Source organism: Salinicola lusitanus (assembly GCF_038648475.1).
Lineage (GTDB): Bacteria > Pseudomonadota > Gammaproteobacteria > Pseudomonadales > Halomonadaceae > Salinicola > Salinicola lusitanus.
In genome coordinates this window covers 3,564,683-3,590,057 of sequence record NZ_CP151919.1, presented here as the reverse complement: position 1 = coordinate 3,590,057, position 25,375 = coordinate 3,564,683, and the positions used below count along the sequence as shown (strand labels likewise).

Sequence of the window (25,375 nt, the reverse complement as noted above, 5' to 3'; positions counted from 1 at the left end):
AACTTTTCATGCCAGCTACAAATCCCGAAGTATCCGATAACCCATACCAGTGGACCGTTCAAGGCATGGACTGTCCAAGCTGCGCCGGCAAGATCCGTGGTGCGGTGGAACGCCTGAAAGGCGTTTCCGACGTTCAGGTTTCGGTGATGAAGGAGACGCTGAGGCTTGGGCTGGACACGCGACAAACCTCGATGGAGCAAGTCGAGAAGACCGTCAAGCGGCTTGGCTATGGCGTCCAGTTCAAGCCCGCTGCCGCTGGACAGGATAGTGATCCGGACGAGAGCCATTCACACGGCGGCTGTGACGGTAGCCAGGCTCACGACCACGACCACTGTCACGGACATGACTATGACCATGACCATGACCATGACCATGACCGCGACGTGACGATGGCGACAGCCGAAGAGGCCGATACCGAGGGCACGCTCAGTTGGAAGGTCGGCGGCATGGACTGTGCCAGTTGCGCGGCGAAAATTCGTGGCGGTGTAGAGAACCTGCCGGGAGTCTCCGACGTCAAAGTGTCGGTCATGAACGAGACGCTCACGCTGAAGCTCGACGAACAGCAAACCTCGCCGGACAGCGTCGAGAAATCGATCAAGCGGCTCGGTTACAGTGTAACGCCGCGCACCGCCATAACCGGTAATGGCTCCAATGGCGCCAGCTCCACAGCTGACGAAGGCGTCGCCGAGGCAGTGTCGGCCTCACCGAAACGCTGGTTTCTGCATGGCAAGGGCCGGCTGGTGGTCATGACCGGGGCTGTCCTGCTGGCCGCCGTGGCGGTGCGCCTGGTGGCCTCGGAGTCTCTGGCTTATTGGGGCTTCATCCTGGCGTGTCTGGTCGGGCTGGTTCCCGTAGCGAAACGTGCTTTTTCCGCTGCACGAGCGGGCATGCCATTCACGATAGAAATGCTGATGACCATCGCTGCCGGTGGCGCGCTGATCATCGGTGCCGCCGAGGAGGCGGCGCTGGTGGTCTTCCTGTTCGCCGTCGGCGAAGTGCTTGAAGGGGTGGCCGCGGATCGTGCCCGCTCGAGTATTCGCGCGCTGGGTGATCTAGTGCCCAAGAGCGCGCTGGTCGAAGACGCACAGAGGGCGACTCGCAAGGTCAATGCCGCGAATCTGAAGATTGGTCAGATCGTCGTCGCGCGACCCGGCGACCGGATTCCTGCCGATGGGCAGATCATTGAAGGAACGTCTTCTATCGATGAATCGCCGGTGACCGGTGAATCGGTGCCCAAGAGCAAGACCCTCGACGAGTCGGTCTTCGCCGGGTCCATCAATAATGATGCCGTGCTGCGTATTCGCGTCACCAAGGCGCCCGAAGACAATACCATCGCGCGGATCATCCGCTTGGTGGAAGAAGCACAGGAAGCCCGTGCGCCCACCGAGCGTTTCATTGATCGCTTCAGCCGTGTCTATATGCCCGCTGTGGTCGGTACCGCGCTACTCGTTGCGATCATTCCTCCGCTACTTTTCGGCGGCGCTTGGGGTGAATGGACTTATCGAGCCCTGGCGCTGCTGTTGATTGGCTGCCCGTGTGCGCTGGTAATTTCGGTACCGGCTTCGATCGCCTCGTCGCTGTCTACCGGGGCACGCCGCGGGCTATTGTTGAAGGGGGGCGCGGTGATCGAGTCCACCGCCAAGGCTAGCCTCGTGACCTTCGACAAGACCGGCACCCTGACCGCCGGGAAACCAGTCGTTACCGACGTGCAAGCGGCTGCCGATGACCACGATGAGGCTGATGTCGTTGCCTTGGCCGCCAGTGTCGAGGCCGGCTCCAGCCACCCGCTCGCCGAGGCGGTGTTAAGTCATGCCGAATCGCGTCATATCGCGTTTTCTCAAGGGGCGGACGCACGCGTCATCGCCGGCCATGGTGTCGAGGCAAGCGTGGACGGTCATCGTAGCTATGTCGGTTCGCCACGCTACGCTGAAGACCAGGGCGTACTGACAGAGGCTCTGAAGACGCGGATCGCTGCGCTGGAGGAGCAGGGCAAGACGGCCGTCGTGGTGTTTAGGGACGGCGCGATCGTCGGACTGATTGCCATGCGTGACGAGCCGCGCACGGACGCCATCGACGGCATCAAGGATCTCCAGGCACTGGGCATCCGCTCGGTGATGCTGACCGGTGACAACCCCCGTACCGCGAAAGCGATTGCCGATCCGCTGGGCATCGAGTTCCAGGCAGGCTTGCTGCCTGACGACAAGGTCACGGCAATCAAGGGAATGGTCGCCAAGGACCGGGTGATCATGGTGGGCGACGGGATCAACGACGCGCCTGCACTCGCCACCGCCGACGTCGGCGTGGCCATGGGCTCGGGCACCGATGTCGCCCTGGAAACGGCCGATGGCGCCTTGCTGCGTAATCGCGTGACCGACATAGCGACCATGATTCGTCTGGCTCGCGCCACCATGAACAATATTCGCCAGAACATCACCATCGCGCTGGGCCTGAAGGCGGTATTCCTGTTGACGACCATGTTTGGTCTGACCGGGTTGTGGGTGGCTATCATGGCTGATACCGGCGCCACCGTACTAGTGACGCTGAATGCGCTGCGTCTGTTACGGTTCGAGAATCGACAGGGCCCGACACGCGGCGGTGGAGCCTCCGTCAATGTGCCGCCGGAAAGCTCGGGCCAGGCCGCTTCGCCGGCGAGTGCTTGAAGGCGAGTGCTAGAGCTAGACATCGACCAGGGAAGGTGATCATGGATAGCATTTGGATGGTGTTCGGCCTGGCATTGCTTCCCGCGTTGGGAAACTTCGGTGGCGGGCTGGTTGCGGAGGTCTCGCGGACGCGTGGCATGTCGCATACACAGAAATAACGGATTATTGACATTGAGGACGACGGCGTGGGTATGGAAGCGTCCGCATTGTCGCAACTTGGTCAGCAAGAGAAACGCCTCAATGAAAGCAGCACGGTTCATGCTGTCCTATTGGCAGAACGCCGAGAGTCACATGGTCATCGTAGCGAGAATGGATTCATAAACACTTCCAGCCAGGCATAGAGCCCATGACATCTCCACACCCCCGATCTTGGCGTGGATATGCCGCTGGTCTCGTCAACCGAAAGGTGTCCGCACGACGGCAGGAGCGGTTCAGAAGCAGGCAAGCCCCCTAGGGGGCTTGCTATTCTTTATTGACGCTGTTACATGCAGCCTAGACGGGGCTCTGCTGCCTGTGGTCTCCTAATTCACATCACCAGCCCCGCAATCAGGATCGGCATCACAAACGTGACGGATAGCGGCATCCTCGGGTTGTAAGGTGGTGTGCTCAATACCGAAGCGCCCCCGCAATATCGTTTGCAACTGCGGCAGTATCTCTTCCCATCGTCCCATCGCTTCCACATCAATATGCGCCGCTAGAGCTTGACTGTTTGATGATAGGCTCCAGATATGCATGTCATGGATAGCAAAAACGCCGTCGACCCGGACAAGGGCGCAGCCGACTTCATGTGCATCGATTCCTTCTGGCACGCCTTCCATCAACACTTGCGTCACCTCACGCAGTAGTCGAACGGCGGATACCAGAATCAATAGGCTGACGAAAAGAGACAGGATCGGGTCCGCAATGGGCGGCCCGCCCAGATAAATGACCGCCCCGGCAACCAGCGCAGCGACCGAGCCCAGCAAGTCTCCCATTACGTGCAGGAGCGCTCCGCGAACGTTTATAGTCTGCTCTCCACGCATCAGCGCCCAAGCCACTGCGATATTCACCAGCAAACCGAGCCCGCCGATCGCCAAAACCATGCCACCGGCAACAGCGGGGGTGTCTGCCATGCGGCGGATCGCTTCATAGGCGATAAATACAATCACTCCGAACATAAACAGCACGTTAAACAGGGCTCCGAGAATTTCGGCGCGCTTGAGTCCAAAGGAATGCTGACGCGATGCCGGCTTCTTGGCCAGCCAAGCGGCGAAGGCACCAATCCCTAACGACAATGAATCGGTAAGCATGTGGCCTGCGTCCGATAACAGGGCAAGCGAATCAGCTATCAGGCCGCCGAATACTTCGACAGCTGCAAAACCTGTAGTGAAGACCAGTGCAAACAACAAGGTCTTGCCGCCACTATGGCTATGATTGTGGTCTGACATTGATGCCTCCTTCGTATATTGGCCATCGAGATTCCCCGCGAGCCGCTCTCACTCTCTATCAGGCCATTGGGTCGATATGTTTTTCCGCGCTAATGAAAGGCAGTTTGCACCTGCCACATTACGATTGGATATATTCACAAAGGAAGCCGTGGCTCGCCACGGCTGTCGTCCCGTAGCAGAAGTCATCCTAGTCGCTGGTGATCGTCGTACCGGCGCCAGTGCCTTTGAGCCTTTTCTTCGAGCGGGTGGTGGTGGTCTTGCTTTTTTACTCTCATTCATTTTGAGTCTTCCGTGTGCCAGGCTTTTATCTGCCTTACTTGAGGTAGGACTTAATGACCTGTAGTACCGCGTCCAAGTCTTGTTGCCGCTGCGCCAGTTCGGGCTCCCTGACGACGTGATCAGTCAGGTGCCCCTCCATGACGGCGGCCATCAACCCATTCACCGCCCCGCGAATCGCGGCGATCTGTTGCAGCACTCATCGGCACGCTTTTGTGATCGATAGCCATCACACGAAATGGCCATCGTGAAATAACGAAGAGGCACAAGGAACGTCATGCATGCATGTAGGGGCGCTGCTGGTTGTAGCGCAGCATCAGGTAGAAGCCGATATCCCGTAAAGCCTAACGCACCGATAAGTAACCGGTCGCGGACATCCATTCGCTCTTGTAGCTTCGAAATAACCGCTCCATGGACAAATTGGCCCCGCTTGGAGCGGCGGCTTCTCACATTGTGGGCGGACTTAAACCAGGGGGAAGGTCAATCCGTCAATCTCGATCCGATCATCCTGATGCAAGCGACAGCAGCGATTCGGCTATCGGCATTCGGCTATCCAGTGACATCATGACACTCAATGCAGTTACCACCACGATCGAGATACCGAAGACCTTGCGAGCCCAGGCTTGATCATTGGTGGTTCGGAAGCCTCTGAGCGTAATACTGAGCCAGTAACCGCCCACGGCAACGGCAACGATGGCGTAGGCCCATCCGGTATAGCCGGCAACCGATAGCATGACCGAGGCGATCACGAACAGCACCGTGTAGATCACGATATGTCGCTTGGCCACCGCGATGCCGTGCTTCACCGGTAGAACGGGTATCGATGCCGAGGCGTAGTCGTCGAAGCGAAAGATGGCAATCGCATAGGAGTGCGGCATCTGCCACATGCTGAAAATGATCAGCAATAGCAGGGCACCCAGATCGAACGTGCCCGTCACCGCACAGTATCCGATCACCGGTGGCGATGCGCCGGATAAACTTCCGATCAGCGTGCTGTAGACCGAGTGGCGTTTGAGGTAGAGGCTATAGGCACCCACATAGATGGCAAAGCCTAATGCCGCGAATCCGGTAGCCAACGGCGTCGTCATCCACGCCAGCAGGCCAAAACCGACGATACCCAGCAAGCACCCGAACAGCAGGGCGATCGGAATCGAAATCTCGCCGGTCACCATGGCTCGAGACTGAGTGCGTGCCATATGGCCGTCGATATCGCGATCGATAATGTTATTGAAAACACAGCCGGACGCGACGACCAACGAGGTGCCCAGTACCACTGCCAGAAATAACCACGGTTCGAAACGGCCACCGGCGGCCAGGAAATAGCCGCCGATGACTGTGACGAGATTGCCGAAGATGATACCGGGCTTGGTCAACGAACTGTAAGCCTTGTATGTCACTTGGCTATCACATCAAATTCAGACGGAGGTGGTGCATGATCCATAGTGATCCCCCGACAATCAGTCCTATGATCACCGCCGTAAATACAAAAAATCCACCAGATTCACGACCCTGCTGAGTTCTAAATTCGAGATGCATGAAAAGAATTAACTGCACCAGGACCTGAACTACCGCCGTGACAATCACCGTAATGGCAGTTGCCAGGATACTGAATTTCCCCAGCATGACTACGCCAAAAGCCGCCAGCGTTAGCGCAATCGATAGAATCAATCCAACAGTATAAGATTTATGGCTACCGTGGCTGGTGCCATCGTGAGAAGTGTGACTATCGTTCATGTCACATCGCTCCTATCAGGTAGACGAAGGAGAAGACGCAGATCCAGACAATGTCCAGGAAATGCCAGAACAGGCTCAGGCACAGCATTCGGGGTTTGGTCACACTGTCCAGCCCGCGTTTGGATATCTGGAAGAACATGATCGCGATCCAGATCAGGCCAAAGGTCACGTGCAGACCATGGGTACCGACCAGCGTGAAGAAGGCTGACAGGAAGGCGCTACGGTCCGGACCGTAGCCTTCGGCGATGAGGTTATGGAATTCGTACACCTCCATCGCGACGAAGCCAAAGCCCAGCAGGAACGTTACCGCCAACCACTTGAGGACGGCGCCGCGGTCGCCAGCATTCTGCGCCAAGACCGCCAGACCGAAGGTGAAACTACTGATCAACAGCAGAAAGGTTTCGACCAGCACGAAAGGTAGCTCGAAGATCTCCTGCGAGGTCGGACCACCCGCAGTGGCGTTGGCCAGCACCCCAAAAGTGGCGAACAGCGTCCCGAAGATCACCAGATCGCTCATCAGGTAGATCCAGAACCCGAAGATCTTCATTGCGCCTGCGTCGTGGTGCTCATGCCCGTCGTGGGCATGAGCGTCATGTTGCTTGATTGTGTCGGTTGCCATGATTAAGCCTGCATCTCCAACCGTTTGTGGTATTCACGTTCGGTCTTTTCGACCTCGGCAGCGCTGACGTGGTAGTCGGTATCGTTATTGAAGATACGGAACATGAACGTCACGAACATGCCGATGGCCCCCAGACCCGCCAGCCACCAGATGTGCCAGATCAACGCAAAGCCGAACAACAAGGCAAACAGCGACAGGATCGGGCCTTCCGCCGTGTTCCTGGGCATGTGAATGTCCTCGAACTTGGTCGCCAGCTCGCGCTTGAAGCCACCCGGCTGCTGCTTCATCTCCCAGTAGCTATCGATGGACGCGACATCTGGCAGGTAAGCGAAGTTGTAGTTCGGGGGCGGAGAGGAGGTAGACCACTCCAGCGTACGCCCATCCCACGGATCGCCTGTCAGATCACGGTTCTTCTCGCGATCGCGAATACTGACGACAAGCTGGATCACGATGCAGGCAATGCCGCAGGCGATGATCACGGCGCCAAACCAGGCCACGATCATCAGCGGCTGCCACTCGGTCTGTTCGTAGGACTGCATCCGGCGCATGGCACCGAAGAAGCTCAGCGCATACAGCGGCATGAACGCGACGTAGAAGCCGATCAGCCAGCACCAGAAGGAGCGCTTGCCCCATTTTTCACTCAGCGTGAAGCCGAAGGCTTTCGGGAACCAGTACGTGAAGCCGGCCATCATCCCGAACACCACGCCGCCGATGATGACGTTATGGAAGTGAGCGATGACGAAGAGCGTGTTGTGTAGCACAAAGTTCGCCCCCGGCACGGCCAGCATGACACCGGTCATACCGCCCAGGGTAAAGGTGATGATGAAACCGATCGTCCAGAGTACCGGCGTCGTGAACTGGATGCGCCCGCGATACATGGTGAACAGCCAGTTGAAGATCTTCACGCCCGTGGGTATGGCGATGATCATCGTTGCAATGCCAAAGAAGGAATTTACATCAGCACCCGCGCCCATGGTGAAGAAGTGGTGCAGCCAGACGGTGAACGACAAAAATGCGATCACGACGGTGGCCCAGACCATGGTCTTGTAGCCGAACAGACGCTTCTTGGTAAAGGTCGCGATGACCTCGGAGAAGACACCGAACGCCGGCAAGATCAAGATGTAGACTTCCGGGTGGCCCCAGGCCCAGATGAGGTTGACGTACATCATCTGGCTGCCGCCCATATCATTGGTGAAGAAGTGCATGCCCAGATAGCGATCCAGAGTCAGCAGGGCAATGGTCACGGTCAGGATCGGGAACGACAAAATGATCAGCACGTTGGTGCAGAGCGCCGTCCAGGTGAAGATCGGCATGCGAAACAGGGACATGCCCTTGGTGCGCATTTTCAGGATGGTGACGAAGAAGTTGATCCCCGTCAGCGTGGTCCCGATACCCGATATCTGCAATGCCCAGATCCAATAGTCGACCCCAACGCCTGGACTGTATTTCAACTCCGATAGCGGCGCGTAGGCCAGCCAGCCGGTCTTGGCGAACTCGCCGATAACCAGAGACATGTTCACCAGAATCACGCCCACCGCGAACAGCCAGAAACTCAGGTTGTTCATGAACGGGAAGGCCACGTCGCGAGCGCCGATCTGCAGCGGCACGACCAGATTCATCAAACCGATGACCATGGGCATGGCGACGAAGAAGATCATGATGACACCGTGGGCGGTGAAGATCTGATCGTAGTGTTCGGGAGGCAGATAGCCCTCGGCGCCACCGGCAGCAATGGCTTGCTGCGTTCGCATCATGATCGCATCGGCGAAGCCGCGAATCAGCATGACGAGCGCAACGAGGAAGTACATCACACCGATCTTCTTGTGATCGATGGACGTTACCCATTCGGTCCAGAGATAGCCCCATTTGCGATAATAGGTAATCAGACCGACGATCAGCGCACCGATGATCCCGATGGCCACCGCGGTGACCATGATGATCGGTTCGTGAAATGGAATCGAATCTAAGCTGAGTTTTCCGAACATGACGTTACTCCGCTGCCTGCGCACTCATGGGCATTGAAGACTCCCGTGCTTCGTTGTGCTCGCCATGGCTATCGGTACCGCCGTGACCAGCCTTGTAACTTTTGATCAGATCGCCGTAGAAGTCGGGCGAGACCTGCGAGAAGTACTCCACCGGATTGGCAATGGAGGGTTTGGCAACCTGCTCGTAGTCTTCCGGAAACATCATGGTGTCAGGAGACTGCTTGACCTTGTCGACCCAGGCCTGGAAATCGGCGTCCGACGTGACGTGCGCGTCGAACAGCATCTCCGAGAAACCTTCGCCGCTGTAGTGGGTCGAACGACCACGGAAGGTGCCGATCTCGTTACCCTCGAGGTAGACATCGTTGTCCATGCCGGCCATGGCGTAGATCTGACTTCCGAGGTTCGGAATCATGAACGAGTTCATGACCGTACCCGAGGTGACACGGAAGTGGATCGGCGTGTCCACGGGAATGGCGAGCTCGTTGATCGTGGCGATGCCTTCGTCCGGATAGATGAACAGCCACTTCCAGTCGAGCGAGATCGCGTCGACCGTCATGGTCTCGTCTTCGCTGGCGATGGGCTTGTGTGGATCGAAGGAGTGCGACGTCTGCCATGTCAGGACGGCAAGGAAGAAGATGATGACGCACGGGATTGCCCAAACGAAGACCTCGATGATATTCGAGTGCTCCCAGTTCGGCGTGTACTTGGCCGCGAGATTGGTCCCGCGATATTTCCAAGCAAACAGGATGGTCATCACGATGACCGGGATTACCACGATCAACATCAAGCCAAAGGCCGTGATGATCAACGACTTCAGACCCTGGCCAATCTGGCCGGACGGATCCATGAGTGCTGATCCACAACCACTCAGCAACAGTGGCGTGGTTAGCCACGTCATCACACTCAAATACTTGAGGGAGTTCCTTTTTCTCATCTCACGACCCCAGTGGAGGAAAGCTTTTCGGCCCTGCAACAATCGGTTAGCGGCCTGCATCATACGCTGCCAGCCAGGGCTGACAACTCTGACACGACGCGCAATGGCGTACCGAGCATCCGACGTCGCCAACGAAGTAGGGATTTCGCGGTCGGCATTGTACCGAAAAAATGGCTTTTGATCAGATGATGGCGGGAAACTCTCCGCCAGTGTGGCGATATGTCGCAGATCGTCTGCGGTTCGCTTTTGGCCGTTCCGATCAGCGTAGTTCAACTCGGTGGCGATCTCAGGATTTTCGTCGTTGACGCCGGTGATTCGGTCCGGGTCCGCCGCAGCCTCTGTATTCGCATAATATATATTATGTTAAATACACTATCTCGACATGGCGGCGACGACTGCCAAGGCCCTGCCAGCCGGCCTCCCCAGTGGCTCCCCGCCACGCGAGCGCGTAGAATGTGCTGCTGTCGATGATAACGGGAAATTCGATGCTCGATTCGGATGTGCTGCTGAGACAGGCAGATCAACAGTGTCAGGAACGCGGCGTCCGTTTTACGCCGATTCGCCGCCGCGTACTGGAGATGATATCCAGCACGCCGGGAGGCCTGAAAGCCTACGATCTGCTCGACCGACTATCGGACGAGCACGCTTCCGCGCGCCCACCGACCGTCTATCGGGCGCTGGACTTCCTGATCGAGCAAGGCCTGGTTCATCGAATCGAATCGCTCAATGCCTATATCGCCTGCCCGTGTCCCGAACACGTGCATCGCTTCCAGCTGTTGATCTGCCGGCACTGCGGCCGTGTCGAAGAGCTTCATCAGGAAGTTGTCGGCGAGATGCTGTCGCGGACCGCAAGGGAGCGAGGATTCACGATCCAGCGCCAGACCATCGAGCTGCTCGGTGCTTGCGATGCCTGCCTCGAGAGCGATTCAGCCTCGTCTGACTGACTTTCAACCTACGGTGACACCCATGTCCGGCCTTTTTCACGATCTCGAGCGCTCCTCATCTGGCGCTCGCGTCGCTATCGGCGAGCTACTCACGGCAGCCAGGTGGAACGCCGACGGATTGATTCCCGCCATCGCGCAGCAGCACGATAGCGGCGAGGTCCTGATGATGGCGTGGATGAATCGTGCGGCGCTGGAGGAGACACTGGCTACCGGACGCGTCTGCTACTGGTCCCGCTCCCGGCAGGCGTTCTGGCGTAAGGGCGAGACATCGGGCCAGCAACAGCATCTTGTCGAGGCCCGCCTCGACTGCGATGGCGATACCTTACTGCTGAAGGTGGATCAGTCGGGCCCCGCCTGTCATACCGGTCGACGTCACTGCTTCTATCTGCGTCTGACCCCGGAGTTCGGTGAAGTCGACAGCAATCCCCTGATCTCACCGGAAACGCTCTACGGCCAGAAACGCTGAGGCCCATCGTGATCGCCAAGATAGCCACCTGGCTTGTTACCGGGCTGATTCAACTCTACCGCTATGGCATCAGCCCGCTGATCGGACCACGCTGCCGATTCTGGCCGACCTGCTCGAACTACGCGCTGGAGGCCATCAACCTGCATGGACCCTGGCGCGGGATGTGGCTGGCCATTCGCCGCCTGCTCAAATGCCACCCTTTTCATCCCGGTGGCGTCGACCCGGTGCCCGACCCCCATCACCGGAAATGCCCATGTCACCAGGCTGACCACCAGGAGTAGAAATGGGAGCCGGGCCGCCCGATCAGTGAACCGAGCGGCTGCCCCGAGTCTCGCGGGCAATGGCGTAGATGCTTTCGATCATGGCATGCAGACCATTGCTGCGTGTCGGCGACAGGTGCTTGTCCAGTCCCAGCTCTGCCAGAAATCTGGGTTCCTCGTTTAGAATTTCGTCGGGTTCCCGATCGTCGTAGATCCGCATCAGGATCGCGATCAGCCCGCTGACGATGGCGGCATCCGACGTCGCGCGGAATCGCAACCGCCCCGCTTCTTCCGTGGCGCGCAGCCAGACGTTGGACTGACAGCCTTCGATCTTGTAATTCGCCACCTTGTCTTCTTCCGGATACTCCGGCAACTGGCGTCCCATATCGATGATGTACTGATAGCGATCCATCCAGTTGTCGAAGATCGAGAACTCATCCAGCAGCTCGGCCTGGGCCTGCTCAATACTCATTAGCGTCTCCTAGTCTCTGGTTCGCATTATAGGGGTTGCACGATTCGATCCCCAGCGTCTGATTCCTTTCATTACATACAGATTTTTACGTATACACCTTACGTAAATCGCCTATGCTGGATAACAGGAGCCACCAGAAGCTCCGGAATCATTGGCAACGCAAGGGAACCAGACATGGCACGCAATGGCATCCGCTACGATGACGTCTGTCGCGCGATCGATACACTCCAGCAGCGGGGAGAAGCGATCAGCGTCCAGAAGGTCCGGGAATTTCTCGGTACCGGCAGCTACACCACCATCAGTGACCACCTCCGCGAATGGAGACTGCGCCAGAGCGGAGACTCGGTACAGGCCATTCCGCGCAATCTCGAGCGCCCCGAGGGCCTCGATGCCTGGGTCGCCGATATCTGGGACAAGGCGCAGCAGGCCGCCTACGAGAAATTGGCCGTCTACCGCCAGGAGGCCGACGAGCAGATCCGCGAGGCCGACGACGCCAGCCATCAGGCAAGACGTCAGTGCGAGGATGCCGAACAGCGACTGCAGGCGCTCAACGAGCACATGCTCCGGGTCCAGGAGCGTCTCGAGAACAAGACCACCGAAGCCGCGCATCTCCAGGCGGAACTGCAATCACTGCAATCCGCTCAGAGTCAGCAGCAGAAGCGTATCGTCCAGCTCGAGCAGACCTGCCAGCGCCATCAGTCCAGTCTGGAGCAGGCGGAACAGCAGCATCGTGACGCCATGGCCAAGCAGCACCAGGCCAACCAGACCAAGCTCGCTCAGGAAGAGAAGCGCCACGAGTCCGCCGAGTCGCGGTTGATGGGACTGCTGGAGGATGCTCGTCAGGAGCGCTTGAAGCAGGAAAAGCAGTATGAGCAGCGCCTGGCGTCGCTGGATCAGCGCTGCGAACGCCTGCAGCAGGATCTTTCCGAGCAGCGCCGTCAGTACGGCCAGCTCCAGGAGTCCCTGCGCGCCGACAAGGTCCACATGGAGCAGGCCGAAAGCGAGAAACGCGTCAGCGACGACCGAGTCAAGTCCATGCAGCAGGAGCGCCAGCGCCTGGAAAGCGAACTCAAGAATCTCCGTGCCGCCAATCGTGAGCTGCACGACAGGCTGTCTCGCGCCGCCCTGCCCCCCACTGCCAGTTGATGTCGCCCGCCGGTCAGTGCTCGGCCGGCAACAGCCCCGCTTCTTCGTAGTAACGCCGCGCTCCGGGATGCAGGGGCGCGGTCATTCCCTCGCTGACCATTCCGGCCGGTGCCAACCGTGCCAGTGACGGATGCGACCGACGGAGCGTCTGCAGATGCTCGAACACCGCCTTGACCAGTCGATAGACGTCGTCGTCATCGGCGTCCGAACGTGTCATCAAAGTCGCCCTGCCACCAAAGGTCGTCGTGTCATCGGGTGCGTTGGCATAGGTGCCGCCCGGGATGACGGTGACACTGTAATAAGGCGCGGCTTCGATCAGATGGGCGACGTCGGGTCCGGAGACGTCGACCAGATGAGCACCGCAACGCCGGGTCGCCTCGTTGATGGCCTGCGAGGGGTGGCCGACGACGTAGAAAAAGGCGTCCAGCTTGCCGCTGCACATGACTCGGGTCATGTCCCCGGGTTTCAGTTCGCTGGCCAGGGCGAAGGCCCCTTCCGTCTTGCCTTTGATCGCCAGCAAGGCGTTCAGCGTGGCGCGATGGCCGGAGCCGGGGTTACCCACGTTGACGCGCTTTCCCAGCAGGTCGTCGAACTCTTGGATGTCGGCCGGCGTGGCAACGACCGTGAAGGCCTCGGCATGCAGCGAGAACAGGGTTCTCAACTCGGGGCTCGGGCCGTTGTCGTAGAACTGGGCGATACCTTCGAAGGCGGCGTACTGAATGTCCGACTGGACGATGCCGAAATCCAGATCGCCGTTGCGAACGCTATTGACGTTGTAAGACGAGCCCCCGGTCGGCAGGGCCTGGCAGGTAGCGCCGGTCGCTTGCTGGTAGAGCTGGCAGATGACACGCCCGGTCGGGAGATAGACCCCGGATATGCCCCCCGTGCCGATGACGATGGACGAGTTCGCCCATGTCGCGACCGACCAGAGCAGCGAGGCCAAGGCCAGGCAGCCGATCAGGAACCGCTTCGTGGGCATGGGCGCCTCCGCTCTCGTCACCGCGAAACCTGGCCAGCACGGACAGGCTGCTGTCACTCAGGTTGTCGACTGCAGCGACAGACGCTGAAACCCGGGTATGGCCGACGGCTTGCCGGGCGATCGCCGGAACGCGAAGAGCGCTCCTGACGAGCGCTCTTCGCGGGAGACCGCGCGTCGCAAGCGTGCCGTCTTGCGAGCCCCGGTCGGCTTCAATAGTAGGCGTTGGTGGTATCGGTGTGGTCGGTGACGTCGCGAATGCCGGCGAGCTCAGGAATTCGCTCCATCAGCGTCTTCTCGACGCCATCCTTGAGGGTGAGATCGACCGCCGCGCAGCCCTGGCAGCCGCCGCCGAACTGCAGCACCGCGACCTGCTCTTCGGTGAGCTGGATCAGGCGGATCTCGCCACCATGGGACGCCAGACCAGGATTGATCTCGCTATAGAGGATGTAGTTGACGCGATCCTCCAGCGGGCTGTCGGCGTTGACCTTGGGCATCTTGGCATTGGGCGCCTTGATGGTTAGCTGGCCGCCCATGCGGTCCGCGTTGAAATCGACCACTGCCTCTTCCAGGAACGGCACGCTGTTCTTGTCGAGATAGACGCTGAACTTCTCCAGCTCCACCCGCTCGTCGCTGGGCTCCTCCTCGCCAGGGCGACAGTAGGCGAGACAAGTCTCCGCATAGGGAGTGCCGGGCTGGGTGATGAAGACGCGCACGGCGATATCGTCGACGTTCTGTTTGGCCAGCAACTCGGCCAGGTACTCCTGGCCGCTTTCGGTGATCTGAATCGGTTGGCTCATGAGACTGAGGACTCTGCTTGAGATGTACCGTTATGGTAGGAAAAAGCGCGCGCCAAGACAATCCCGAGTGATTTAGTCAGGCTTGTCGCCCAAGTCCCGCCATCCGTGCCTTTCTGATACCATGCGGCCCCTCGGTGTCTCGCGAGGGACGCGACCTGTTTACCTGCTGTTGGAGAGTCACCGCCATGACTGCCATTACCGCCTCTGCCTCGTTCGCCACGCTGAAGAAGACGCTGGACGAGCGTATCGTGATCCTCGACGGCGGTATGGGCACCATGCTTCAGGAGTACCGTCTCGACGAGGCCGACTTCCGTGGCGAGCGCTTTGCCGACTGGCCCAGCGAGCTCAAGGGCAACAACGATCTGCTGACGCTGACGCGAGCGGACATCGTCGAATCGATCCACCGCGCCTACCTGGAGGCCGGCGCCGACATCGTCGAGACCAACACCTTCAACAGTACCCGGCTGTCCCAGTCCGATTACGGCATGGAGTCGCTGACCGTCGAGCTCAATCGCGAAGCGGCCAGACTGGCGCGCGAGGTCTGCGATGCCGTCGCCGCGGAGACCGGCGTTCCACGCTATGTCGCTGGCGTGCTGGGTCCGACGTCGCGCACCGCCTCGCTGTCACCGGACGTCAACGATCCGGCCAGGCGCAACGTCACCTTCGACCAGCTGCGTGACAACTATATCGAGGCCGCCACCGCGCTGATCGATGGCGGTGCCGATATCATCCTGATCGAGACGATCTTCGATACGCTCAACGCCAAGGCCGCCATCTATGCGCTGGAGGCCCTGTTCGAGTCCCGCGGCGAGCGTCTGCCGGTGATGATCTCCGGTACCATCACCGACGCTTCCGGCCGCACCCTCTCCGGCCAGACGACGGAGGCGTTCTGGAACGCGGTACGTCACGCCCGGCCGCTCTCCGTCGGCTTGAACTGCGCACTCGGCGCCCAGGAGCTGCGCCCCTATCTCGAGGAGCTCTCCCTCAAGGCCGACACCTTCGTCTCCGCCCATCCCAACGCGGGGCTGCCCAACGAATTCGGCGAGTACGACCAGAGCGCCGAGGAGATGGCCGCGATCGTGCGCGAGTTCGCCGAGAGCGGCATGCTCAACGTCATCGGCGGCTGCTGCGGCACCACGCCCGAGCACATCGCCGCGGTCAAGCGCGTCGTCGACGGTGTTGCGCCCCGCGCCGTTCCCGAGCGCCCCGCTGCCTGCCGGCTCTCCGGCCTCGAACCCTTCAACATCGAAGCCGACTCGCTGTTCGTCAACGTCGGCGAGCGCACCAACGTCACCGGTTCGGCGCGCTTCAAGCGGCTGATCCAGGAGGAGGACTACACCACCGCCCTGGAAGTGGCGCTGGAGCAGGTCGAGAACGGCGCCCAGGTGATCGACATCAACATGGACGAGGGCATGCTGGAGTCCGAGGAGGCGATGGTGCGCTTTCTCAACCTGATCGCCGGCGAACCCGATATCGCCCGGGTGCCGATCATGGTCGACTCCTCCAAGTGGGAGATCATCGAAGCCGGTCTCAAGTGCATTCAGGGCAAGGCGATCGTCAATTCGATTTCGCTGAAGGAAGGCGAAGCGTCGTTCCGCCATCAGGCCAACGAGTGTCGGCGCCACGGCGCCGCCATCGTGGTCATGGCGTTCGACGAGCAGGGCCAGGCCGATACCTTCGCCCGCAAGACCGAAATCTGCCAGCGCGCCTACCGTCTGCTGGTCGATGAGATCGGCTTCCCCGCCGAGGAGATCATCTTCGATCCCAATATCTTCGCCATCGCCACCGGGATCGAGGAGCACAACAACTACGCCGTCGATTTCATCGAGGCCACCCAGTGGATCCACCAGAACCTGCCTCACGCGATGATCTCGGGCGGCGTCTCCAACGTCTCGTTCTCGTTTCGCGGCAACAATCCGGTGCGCGAGGCGATTCACTCGGTGTTTCTCTATCACGCGATCAAGGCCGGCATGTCGATGGGCATCGTCAACGCCGGCCAGCTGGCGGTCTACGACGACCTGCCGAGCGAGCTGCGCGAGGCGGTCGAGGACGTGGTGCTCAATCGCCGCGACGACGGCACCGAACGGCTGCTGGAGATCGCCGAGCGCTACCGTCAAGACGGAGGTGGGGACGGCAGCGGCGCGGCGAAGAAAGAAGATCTCGAATGGCGTGGGTGGGAAGTCAACAAGCGGATCGAACACGCCCTGGTCAAGGGCATCACCGCCTATATCGAAGCCGACACCGAGGAGGCCCGGGCGGCGGCAGCGCGCCCCATCGAGGTGATCGAGGGCCCGCTGATGGACGGCATGAACGTGGTCGGCGATCTGTTCGGCGCCGGCAAGATGTTTCTGCCCCAGGTGGTCAAGTCCGCGCGGGTGATGAAGCAGGCCGTCGCCTATCTGATCCCCTACATCGAGGCGGAGAAATCCGGCGATGTGCAGTCCAAGGGCAAGATCGTGATGGCCACGGTCAAGGGCGATGTCCACGACATCGGCAAGAACATCGTCGGCGTGGTGCTCCAGTGCAACAACTACGAGGTGATCGATCTCGGCGTGATGGTGCCGACGGAGAAGATCCTCAAGACCGCACGAGACGAGAACGCCGATATCATCGGTCTCTCCGGTCTGATCACGCCATCGCTGGACGAGATGGTCCACGTCGCCAAGGAGATGCAGCGCCAGGGCTTCCAGCTCCCGCTGCTGATCGGTGGCGCCACCACCTCGAAGGCGCACACGGCGGTCAAGATCGCGCCTCAGTACGCCGAGCCGGTGATCTACGTCAGCGATGCCTCCCGCGCCGTCGGCGTCGCCAGCCGGCTGCTCTCGCCGACCCAGAAACCCACCTACTTCGCCGAGATCCAGCAGGAGTACGACCAGGTCCGTGAGCGCAACGCCAAGCGCCGCCCCAAGGCTTCCGATTTGCCCTACAGCTCGGCTCGAGAGCGGCGCTTCAAGGTGGACTGGAACCATTTCGAACCGGTCAAACCGATCCAGCCGGGGATCACCGTGTTCGACGACTACGATCTCGACGAGCTCGTCGAATTCATCGACTGGACGCCCTTCTTCATGACCTGGCAGCTCTCGGGCAAGTATCCGCGGATACTCGAGGACGAGGTGGTCGGCGAAGCGGCGCGCAATCTGTTTCGCGATGCCCAGGCCATGCTGCGCAAGCTGATCGACGAAAAGCATCTGTGCGCCCGCGGCGTGATCGGGCTGTGGCCGGCCAACAGCGTCGACGACGACGTCATCGAGGTCTACGCTGACGACAGTCGCGAAACGGTGATCGAGCGGCTCCACCATATTCGTCAGCAGAGCACCAAGGGCCGCGACGGCATCTGCCACAGCCTGGCCGACTTCATTGCGCCGCGTTATCGAGAGAACGGAGCGTCCAGCGGCAAGCTCGACTGGATCGGCGGTTTCGCCGTCACCACCGGCCATGGCGCGGATGAGCTGGCCAAGCGCTACGAGGCGGCCGGCGACGACTACAACGCCATCCTGGTTCAGGCGCTGGCCGACCGCCTCGCCGAGGCCTTCGCCGAGCGCCTGCACGAGCGCGTACGCAAGGAGTTCTGGGGTTACGTGCCGGAGGAGACGCTGGACAACGACGCCCTGATCGCCGAAAAATATCAGGGGATCCGCCCGGCTCCCGGCTACCCGGCCTGCCCCGATCACACCGAGAAAGCCACCCTGTTCCGGCTGCTTGAGGCCACCGCACGCACCGGCATCTCGCTGACCGACAGCTTTGCCATGTGGCCGGCGGCGGCGGTCTCCGGCTGGTATTTCGCCCACCCTTCAGCGAAATATTTCTCCACCGGCAAGATCGGCCGGGACCAGGTCGAGGCGCTGGCCCGGCGCAAGGCGATGCCGCTGGCGGAACTGGAGCGCTGGTTGTCGCCCGTGCTCTCCTACGACCCGGAGTCGCCGGCGGCCACTGACGGCGAACGCGACGCCGGCTCCGCGCTGGCCTCATGACGGCGCGGTCGTAATAACGATAAAGCAAGAAATTATGAGTATTTATTCTTTTGTAGAATAAAGCGCACGCGGTAAGGTGCTCTCATTGGCAATCCATGACTAGCAGGATCAGGCCCGATGTATCGCTACGACTCTTATGACCAGACGCTCGTCGACGAGCGCGTTGCGCAGTTTCGCGACCAGATGGATCGCTATCTCGCCGGCAAGCTCGGTGAAGAGGAGTTTCGTCCGGTCAGACTCCAGAATGGCCTCTATATCCAGCGCCATGCGCCGATGCTGCGTATCGCCATCCCCTACGGCATGCTGAGCAGTGACCAGCTGCGCGCGCTGGCAACCATCACCCGGCGCTACGACCGCGGCTACGGCCACTTCACCACCCGCCAGAACCTCCAGCTCAACTGGCCGGCGCAGGAGGACGTGCCCGATATCCTGGCCGACCTGGCCAAGGTCCAGATGCACGCTATCCAGACCAGCGGCAACTGCATTCGCAACACCACCAGCGATCAGTTCGCAGGCATCGCCAAGGATGAAGTGGTCGACCCGCGCCCCTGGTGCGAGCTGATTCGCCAGTGGTCCACCCTGCATCCGGAATTCGCCTACCTGCCGCGCAAGTTCAAGATCGCTGTCACCGGTGCCACCGAGGATCGCGCCGCGATCCACGTCCATGACATCGGTCTGCGGCTGTTCTTGAACGACGCCGGCGAACTGCGCTTCCGCGTCCTCGCGGGCGGCGGCATGGGGCGTACGCCGATGATCGGCGAGGTGGTGCGCGCGGATCTGCCCTGGCAGCATCTGCTGACCTATCTCGAAGCCATCGTCCGGGTCTACAACCAGTTCGGTCGCCGCGACAACAAGTTCAAGGCCCGGATCAAGATCCTGGTCAAGGCGCTGGGCGTCGAGGAGTTCGCCCGTCGCGTCGAGGCCGAGTGGGCCCATCTCAAGGATGGCCCGCAGACCTTGAACGAAGGGGCGGTGGACGAAGCCAAGACGCACTTCCCGGAGCCGGCGCGTCGCCCGGTCGCCGAATCCGCGATCGTCGCCTACGAGACACTTCGTCAGGAAAATCGCGCCTTTGCCCGCTTTGTGACCAACAATGTCATGGATCACAAGGTGCCTGGCTACAAGGCGGTCACGCTGTCGTTGAAACGTCGCGAGGCGGCCCCGGGCGATATCACCGCCGATCAGATGGACGCGGTGGCGGATCTCGCGGAGACCTTCGGCTTCGGCGAGCTACGCGTTACCCACGAGCAGAACCTGGTGCTGTCGGACGTGCCCGTCGACGAGATCGAGGCGCTGTGGCAGCAGCTCGATGCGCTGGGCATGGCCAACCCCACGGTGGGCACCTTGAACGACATCATCTGCTGCCCGGGCGGTGATTTCTGCTCGCTGGCCAACGCGGTCTCGATCCCGATCGCCCAGGCGATTCAGGAGCGCTTCGAGGATCTCGATTTCCTGTATGACCTGGGTCCGATCGATCTCAATATTTCCGGCTGCATGAACGCCTGCGGGCATCACCATGTCGGCAATATCGGCATCCTCGGCGTCGACAAGAAAGGCGAGGAGTACTATCAGATCTCGCTGGGCGGCAACGCCGACGACGACGTGTCGTTGGGCAAGATCCTGGGCCCCTCCTTCTATCGCGAGGATGTCCCGGACGTCATCGACAAGGTTCTGCAGGTCTACGTCGAAAAGCGCCTCGACGATGAGCGCTTCCTCGACACCTATCGTCGTGTCGGTCACCAGGCTTTCAAGGAGCGGGTCTATGCAGCCTGAACAGGAGTTTCAAGAAGCGCCGGAAGCCGTGGCCGCCACGAGCACGCTGATCAAGCTCGGCAAACCGGTCACCGATACCTGGGGGCTCTCCCGCGACGAGGAGAGCCTGCCGGTGAGCCGTCCTGCCATCGTGCCGCTCGCCTTGTGGCAACGGCACTCGGATCAGGATGATCTGGCGCCCTGGCTACCCAGCGACACCGAGTTGACTCCGGAACTGGCGGCGACACTGGAGAAGGCCGCGTTGGTGGCGATCGACTTCCCTGCCTTCACCGATGGCCGCGGCTACACGCTGGCGCGATTGCTGCGGGAACGTTTCGGTTATGCCGGCGAAGTGCGGGCGATCGGCGACGTCCTGATCGATCAGCTCTACTACATGACGCGCTGCGGCTTCGACGCCCTGGCACTACGCGAGGATCAGGAGCTCGAGCCGGCCCTCAAGGCGCTCGCCGCCTTCAGCGTCAGCTACCAGCCCGCCGTGGACCTGAACGAACCGCTGTTCGCCCGCCGCCTGCGGGAGCGCTGATATCGGTTCGGAGCCGGTTTTCCAAGCAATGACCCCAGCCAAGGCTGGGGTCATTGCGTTGGGCCAACGATCTCCAAGGTTTGTGTATCCGGCACCAAACGGTCACTTAGCCGCGCCGCTTCTGCTGCCGCTCCCGATTGTGCGATCTGGCACGCTCCGACTTGCGCAACATCACGAAAGTCGCCCCGATTCCCCCTTGCTGGGCCGGCGCCGAACTGAAGGCCTGGACCTGCTCGAACTGCCGAAGCCAGTGGTCGAGATAGGAGCGCACGACGTTGGGGTGGCCGTCGTCCTCGCGCGAGCGGCCGTGGACGACGAGCACACTGCGCAGGTCGTGTTCATAGGCGTCGCGGAGAAAGCCGAACAGGGCGCGGCGACATTCGATGACCGGCATGCGCATGATGTGCAGCCGCGCCTCGGCGGGATAGCCGCCATGGCGCAACCGTTCGAGCACGCCGACCTGAATGCCGTCGCGACGAAATTCGATCGGATCGTGGGCACCGACCAGGTCGACGAATTGGTCGGAGAGGAAGTCCCGTTCGTCGTCGCGGGCCTGCTGGGCACTCTCGCGACGGGCGAGCTGGGCATCGGAGGGTGATCTCTGGGGCCGGGTGACCGCGGCCTTGTCCCGGCCCTTGCCGATCGGCCGTACATCGGGACCCAAGGCTTCGCGGAATGCCTGGAAGTCGTTGGCGGCGTGACTCATGATGGCGCTCCTCCGTCGCTGACATCGTTGACGCTTCGACTTCGAATGCTAGCACGGGGTTCAGGAGACGCCTCAATGGCCTCTGCGGAACCGTATCTGCATGCGACGTCCGCGCCTGAGGTAAGCTGACAGGCATGTTCCTCGAAATCCATTACGCAGAGCAAGGTTGTCAATGATGCGACGATTCGCCAAGTGGCTGTCGATTCTGCTGGTCGCCGCGGCGATCCTCGCCGGCGGCGGCTTCTGGTACATCTTCATGAGCCCTTATGGTTATCATCCCGCCGAGCCCGCCATCATCGATGAGCGAATTGCCGAGCAGGACGTGTTCGTCTACGGGACACTGCGTCACGACGGCTTGCGCTGGATCATCATGGGGACTCCGGTCGCGACGCGGGAAGCGACGCTGAAGGGCTATCGGAAACAGGATCTGGACATTCACCCGCAGCCGGATGGTGAGGTGTACGGCGAGGTGCTGACCGTCGGCCCTGCCGCACTCAGGGCGCTGGATCGCTACGAGCGACTGGGCGTTCGCTACACGCGGGAGAGCGTCAAGCTGGAAGACGGCACGACGGCCTGGGTCTACAAGCGGCTGCCGGAATAGAGTCGGCGGCGCTTGCCGTCGTCGGCGACGATTGAGGCCTCCGCTGATCAGCCGCTACAATATCGCTTCCGCCCCGTTGCGCTGTCCCGCGTCGATCGACGGCCAGCAAGACCCCGCGCCGCACTGCCATAGAAGGTTCCGCCGCACCGATGTCAACGCTCACGCTCTACCACAATCCGCGCTGCTCCAAGTCACGGGAGGCCCTGGCGCTGCTGGCGTCTCGAGGCATCGAGTTCATCGAACGCCGCTATCTCGATGACCCGCTGTCGCGTGAGCAGCTGGAAGGCCTCGCCAGGCGACTGGGCGACGACGCCGACCAGATGCTGCGCCGCGACGAGCAGGAATGGCGGGCGCGCGGCATCGATGACCCGACCCCGGCGCAGATCATCGACGCCATCGTCGAGCATCCCCGCCTGATGCAGAGACCGATCGCCGACGACGGCGAGTACGCGGTCATTGGGCGCCCGCCGCAGGCCGTCCTGCAACTGATCTGAGCCTTGTACGAAAACCGCCTGCGCGAGGCCATACGGTGTTGAACCCGCTCAACGTACTCCTTTACACCCCGTGAACTGGTACGCCAGTCCGGCCCGGTTGCGCTGACTTTTGCCTTGTCTGGTCATCGCTCGCCCACTTTTTCGTCCAACCCCTGACGAGCGCGCTTGATGCAAGCCGTCCCCTCGAGGAGAAGTCATGACCGATCATACGGCCTCCAGCGGCCCGACCCTGCCCTATGTCCTGGTGCTCTACTACTCGCGCCAGGGGGCGACGAAAACACTGGCTGAACAGCTGGCCAGCGGCGTCGAGAGCGTCTCCGGCGTCGAGGCGCGACTGCGTACCGTGCCGGCGGTCTCGCCGGTATCCGAGGCAACCGCCCCCGAGATCCCCGACCAAGGGGCGATCTATGTCGAGGAAGCGGACCTGCGCCACTGTTCGGGCCTGGCGCTGGGCAGCCCGACCCGGTTCGGCAACATGGCCGCGCCGCTCAAGTATTTTCTCGATACCACCAGCGGGCTCTGGATGAACGGCGCGCTCGTCGACCGGCCGGCTACCGCGTTCACCTCCACGGCCAGCCTGCACGGCGGCCAGGAGAGCACCCTGCTGACCATGCTGATTCCGTTGCTGCATCACGGCATGGTCTATGCGGGCGTGCCCTACAGCGAGACGACGCTGCTGAGCACCCAGAGCGGTGGAACGCCCTATGGCACCAGCCATCTGGCCGGCCCCAACGCCGACCGCGAAGTCGACGCCGACGAGCGCAGACTGGCGGTCGCCCAGGGGCGCCGCCTGGCCGAGCTCGCCCTGGCACTCGCCGCGATGCGGAGCGGGCGGCCATGAACGAACGTCCTTCGCCACGGCAGAACACGGAAGCGCTCGACACTGCCCGGCGCGGCGTGTGGATCGCCTATTCGGCGCTGCTGGCGCTGCTGGTGGTGAGCGGTATCTGGCATTACCTCCAGCAGCACGCGCAGGTCGCTGCGCTACTGGTGAGGATCCTGCCGCTGGTGCTGTTCCTGCCGACACTACTGATGCGACGCCGGCGCGGCCACATCTGGCTGACGGCGCTGGGCGTGCTCTACGTCGTCCAGGGCATCATGATCGTGACCAAGGGTGGCGGTTCGGTGCTGGTCGGCGCCGAGATCCTGGCAGCCGGCGCTCTGGCCTTCACGGCCTATCGCTACGTTCGCCTGCGCGGTCGACTCGACTCACCGCCGGCATGAGACCTTCCAGCGTCCTGATTCTGGCCATGCTGGCTCTCAGTGTGGCCTGCAACCTGTTTGGCTGGCCGATCTGGCCCGCCGCGATACTGGCCTGGCTGGCGACGTTGCGGCTGTTCCGCACCCTGCCCCGCACCTCCCGCCGCCAGGCAGGAACGCTGTTCGCGGCCGGTTCGTTGCTGTGGGCGGCAGCGCTGGTGCGCGGCACGCCCTACTCGCCGTTGAACGCGCTGACCATCAACCAGTCGTTGCTGATGATGTTTGCCGGCGTCAGCTTCCTGACCATGGCCACGCCGCAGGCCAGAGCGGACCATCAGCAGTCGGGCAGCATGCTCGGGACCATGCTGGGGGCGCATCTGTTCGGCGCCGCCATCAATCTCTCCGTGGTCTTCCTGTTCGGCGAGCGAATGCAGCACGAGGGGAGACTCACCCGCTCCCAGGCACTCATCGTCGGCCGGGGGTTCACCGCCGCCGCGGCCTGGTCGCCATTCTTCGTCGCGATGGGTGTGGCCCTGACCTACGCGCCAGGCCTCGACTATCTCGGCCTGCTGCCCTGGGGTCTGCTGGCGGCGGCTGCGCTGCTGGCGCTCAACTGGCTCGACATCCGACGGCTGAACGCGCCCTTCGTCGGTTACCCCATCGAAAAGAGCGCGCTGCTGATGCCCTGCACGCTGGCGATCGTGGTGATCGGGCTGCACCTGCTCTATCCCGCTCTCTCGATCCCGCTGATCATCGCCATCGTCGCGCCCCTCTTCTCCTTTCTGCTGATGCCTCGCGACAACCGGCGCGAGCGCATGCACCATCAGTTCACCCAGGGCCTGCAGCGCCTGGCTCCCCAGTTCGCCCTGTTTCTGGGGGCTGGCGTCATCTCGACGGGATTGGCGGCGCTACTGGCCAGCCTGCCGGACGGGCTCGACCTGCCCATCGATCACTTCGGTCACTGGCAGGCGTGGTTCGCCCTTGGCATCATCGTGGTCGTCTCCTTCACCGGCATTCACCCCCTGATCGGTATCGCCACGCTGGCACCGTTAATCGCGCCGCTCCACCCCGACCCGACCCTGCTCGGCATGCTGTTTCTCATGAGCTGGGCGCTGGGGACCGGCAGCAGCCCGCTCTCCGGCAGCAATCTGGCGATCTGCGTTCGCTACCAGATTGCCGTGCGCGACATGCTGCGCTGGAATCTCCCCTATGCCATTCTCGGCTGGGGCTGCTGCGGCCTGGTGCTGGCGCTTCACGCGGGTTCGATCTGACCCGATTCCGCGCCGGGCACGGGCGAACGTTCAGCGCGCCCCGGCGAGAGCTGGACGCCCCTAGGCTAATGACTGAGAGAGGGTTGGCCACCGCACCGGCTTGGCGCGCTACAATGATGGCCATTCATCGCATTCGC

General features: G+C 61.4%; 24 protein-coding genes and 1 pseudogene. 13 read left to right on the top strand and 12 right to left on the bottom strand.

Translation table 11 applies throughout. From position 1 onward, the window contains the following. Positions 1 to 65 precede the first annotated feature (65 nt). Positions 66 to 2,660 carry a heavy metal translocating P-type ATPase gene (locus AAGT95_RS16165; RefSeq protein WP_342594459.1) on the top strand — a complete coding sequence of 865 codons (2,595 nt, stop codon included), beginning with the start codon at positions 66 to 68 and terminating at the stop codon, positions 2,658 to 2,660. Between the two features lie 521 nt (positions 2,661 to 3,181). Here the strand turns inward: AAGT95_RS16165 and AAGT95_RS16160 are convergent. From AAGT95_RS16160 to cyoA, 8 genes and pseudogenes are all read right to left on the bottom strand, one after another. After that, entirely contained in the window at positions 3,182 to 4,087 is a 906-nt protein-coding gene (locus AAGT95_RS16160) for a cation diffusion facilitator family transporter (protein ID WP_071231182.1), read from the bottom strand. Between the two features lie 313 nt (positions 4,088 to 4,400). Continuing rightward, the gene (locus tag AAGT95_RS16155; RefSeq protein WP_239496096.1) at positions 4,401 to 4,562 is read right to left on the bottom strand and encodes a metal-sensing transcriptional repressor; all 162 of its coding nucleotides are present in this window, start codon (positions 4,560 to 4,562) and stop codon (positions 4,401 to 4,403) included. 76 nt (positions 4,563 to 4,638) lie between these two features. Beyond that, positions 4,639 to 4,785 (bottom strand): annotated as a pseudogene (locus AAGT95_RS16150) (IS3 family transposase); the annotation flags it as partial. A gap of 81 nt (positions 4,786 to 4,866) precedes the next feature. Then, the gene (gene cyoE / locus AAGT95_RS16145; RefSeq protein ID WP_071231183.1) at positions 4,867 to 5,760 is read right to left on the bottom strand and encodes a heme o synthase; all 894 of its coding nucleotides are present in this window, start codon (positions 5,758 to 5,760) and stop codon (positions 4,867 to 4,869) included. A 7-nt stretch (positions 5,761 to 5,767) separates the two neighbouring features. After that, entirely contained in the window at positions 5,768 to 6,097 is a 330-nt protein-coding gene (gene cyoD / locus AAGT95_RS16140) for a cytochrome o ubiquinol oxidase subunit IV (RefSeq protein WP_071231184.1), read from the bottom strand. A 1-nt stretch (position 6,098) separates the two neighbouring features. Beyond that, positions 6,099 to 6,716 (bottom strand): cytochrome o ubiquinol oxidase subunit III, encoded by a 618-nt coding sequence (gene cyoC / locus AAGT95_RS16135; protein WP_071231185.1) that lies wholly within the window; start codon positions 6,714 to 6,716, stop codon positions 6,099 to 6,101. Between the two features lie 2 nt (positions 6,717 to 6,718). Then, a complete protein-coding gene (gene cyoB / locus AAGT95_RS16130; RefSeq protein ID WP_087720339.1) occupies positions 6,719 to 8,701 on the bottom strand; it encodes a cytochrome o ubiquinol oxidase subunit I in 1,983 nt (660 codons plus the stop codon). A gap of 4 nt (positions 8,702 to 8,705) precedes the next feature. Then, entirely contained in the window at positions 8,706 to 9,908 is a 1,203-nt protein-coding gene (gene cyoA / locus AAGT95_RS16125; protein ID WP_342594458.1) for a ubiquinol oxidase subunit II, read from the bottom strand. A gap of 212 nt (positions 9,909 to 10,120) precedes the next feature. On the opposite strand from cyoA, the gene AAGT95_RS16120 reads away from it, so the two are divergent. From AAGT95_RS16120 to yidD, 3 genes are read left to right on the top strand one after another with little or no spacing between them, the layout of a single operon-like run. Then, positions 10,121 to 10,579: a transcriptional repressor gene (locus AAGT95_RS16120; RefSeq protein WP_110599690.1), complete on the top strand. Its 459-nt coding sequence runs from the start codon at positions 10,121 to 10,123 to the stop codon at positions 10,577 to 10,579. A 22-nt stretch (positions 10,580 to 10,601) separates the two neighbouring features. Beyond that, positions 10,602 to 11,045: a phosphoribosyl-AMP cyclohydrolase gene (gene hisI / locus AAGT95_RS16115; RefSeq protein WP_342594457.1), complete on the top strand. Its 444-nt coding sequence runs from the start codon at positions 10,602 to 10,604 to the stop codon at positions 11,043 to 11,045. 8 nt (positions 11,046 to 11,053) lie between these two features. Then, on the top strand, positions 11,054 to 11,326 hold the full coding sequence (gene yidD, locus AAGT95_RS16110; RefSeq protein ID WP_425356029.1) for a membrane protein insertion efficiency factor YidD: 273 nt from the start codon (positions 11,054 to 11,056) through the stop codon (positions 11,324 to 11,326). Positions 11,327 to 11,348: 22 nt separating this feature from the next. Here yidD and AAGT95_RS16105 read toward each other — a convergent pair whose 3' ends face one another. After that, a complete protein-coding gene (locus AAGT95_RS16105; RefSeq protein ID WP_110708960.1) occupies positions 11,349 to 11,777 on the bottom strand; it encodes a SufE family protein in 429 nt (142 codons plus the stop codon). A gap of 174 nt (positions 11,778 to 11,951) precedes the next feature. On the opposite strand from AAGT95_RS16105, the gene AAGT95_RS16100 reads away from it, so the two are divergent. Continuing rightward, complete coding sequence (locus AAGT95_RS16100) at positions 11,952 to 12,923, top strand: DNA-binding protein (RefSeq protein ID WP_110599696.1); 972 nt, start codon at positions 11,952 to 11,954, stop codon at positions 12,921 to 12,923. A 13-nt stretch (positions 12,924 to 12,936) separates the two neighbouring features. On the opposite strand, the gene AAGT95_RS16095 is transcribed toward AAGT95_RS16100, so the two are convergent. Further along, a complete protein-coding gene (locus AAGT95_RS16095; protein WP_342594456.1) occupies positions 12,937 to 13,902 on the bottom strand; it encodes a TAXI family TRAP transporter solute-binding subunit in 966 nt (321 codons plus the stop codon). A 209-nt stretch (positions 13,903 to 14,111) separates the two neighbouring features. Continuing rightward, positions 14,112 to 14,699: a Fe-S biogenesis protein NfuA gene (gene nfuA / locus AAGT95_RS16090; RefSeq protein WP_110599700.1), complete on the bottom strand. Its 588-nt coding sequence runs from the start codon at positions 14,697 to 14,699 to the stop codon at positions 14,112 to 14,114. Between the two features lie 185 nt (positions 14,700 to 14,884). Here nfuA and metH point away from each other — a divergent pair, with 185 nt between their 5' ends. The 3 genes from metH to AAGT95_RS16075 all read left to right on the top strand — a co-directional run bounded on the left by metH (position 14,885) and on the right by AAGT95_RS16075 (position 20,966). Beyond that, a complete protein-coding gene (gene metH / locus AAGT95_RS16085; protein ID WP_342594455.1) occupies positions 14,885 to 18,670 on the top strand; it encodes a methionine synthase in 3,786 nt (1,261 codons plus the stop codon). Between the two features lie 117 nt (positions 18,671 to 18,787). Further along, entirely contained in the window at positions 18,788 to 20,443 is a 1,656-nt protein-coding gene (locus tag AAGT95_RS16080; RefSeq protein ID WP_342594454.1) for a nitrite/sulfite reductase, read from the top strand. Continuing rightward, a complete protein-coding gene (locus AAGT95_RS16075) occupies positions 20,433 to 20,966 on the top strand; it encodes a DUF934 domain-containing protein (RefSeq protein ID WP_342594453.1) in 534 nt (177 codons plus the stop codon). Before AAGT95_RS16080 ends, AAGT95_RS16075 begins: the two co-directional genes overlap by 11 nt. A gap of 106 nt (positions 20,967 to 21,072) precedes the next feature. Here AAGT95_RS16075 and smrA read toward each other — a convergent pair whose 3' ends face one another. Beyond that, positions 21,073 to 21,672, bottom strand: coding sequence for a DNA endonuclease SmrA (gene smrA / locus AAGT95_RS16070; RefSeq protein ID WP_110599708.1), 600 nt, complete (start codon positions 21,670 to 21,672; stop codon positions 21,073 to 21,075). Positions 21,673 to 21,844: 172 nt separating this feature from the next. Between smrA and AAGT95_RS16065 the strand changes: the two genes are divergently transcribed. The 5 genes from AAGT95_RS16065 (at position 21,845) to AAGT95_RS16045 (ending at position 25,238) form a co-directional block, all read left to right on the top strand. Then, the gene (locus tag AAGT95_RS16065) at positions 21,845 to 22,273 is read left to right on the top strand and encodes a gamma-glutamylcyclotransferase family protein (protein WP_342594452.1); all 429 of its coding nucleotides are present in this window, start codon (positions 21,845 to 21,847) and stop codon (positions 22,271 to 22,273) included. Between the two features lie 149 nt (positions 22,274 to 22,422). Further along, entirely contained in the window at positions 22,423 to 22,767 is a 345-nt protein-coding gene (locus AAGT95_RS16060) for an arsenate reductase family protein (protein ID WP_110708976.1), read from the top strand. A gap of 196 nt (positions 22,768 to 22,963) precedes the next feature. Further along, positions 22,964 to 23,608 (top strand): NAD(P)H:quinone oxidoreductase, encoded by a 645-nt coding sequence (wrbA, locus tag AAGT95_RS16055; protein ID WP_110599714.1) that lies wholly within the window; start codon positions 22,964 to 22,966, stop codon positions 23,606 to 23,608. Continuing rightward, a complete protein-coding gene (locus AAGT95_RS16050) occupies positions 23,605 to 23,991 on the top strand; it encodes a DUF2069 domain-containing protein (RefSeq protein ID WP_342594451.1) in 387 nt (128 codons plus the stop codon). The genes wrbA and AAGT95_RS16050 overlap by 4 nt, the downstream gene beginning before the upstream one ends. Further along, the gene (locus AAGT95_RS16045; protein ID WP_232822270.1) at positions 23,988 to 25,238 is read left to right on the top strand and encodes a hypothetical protein; all 1,251 of its coding nucleotides are present in this window, start codon (positions 23,988 to 23,990) and stop codon (positions 25,236 to 25,238) included. The genes AAGT95_RS16050 and AAGT95_RS16045 overlap by 4 nt, the downstream gene beginning before the upstream one ends. The last annotated feature ends 137 nt before the right edge of the window (positions 25,239 to 25,375 follow it).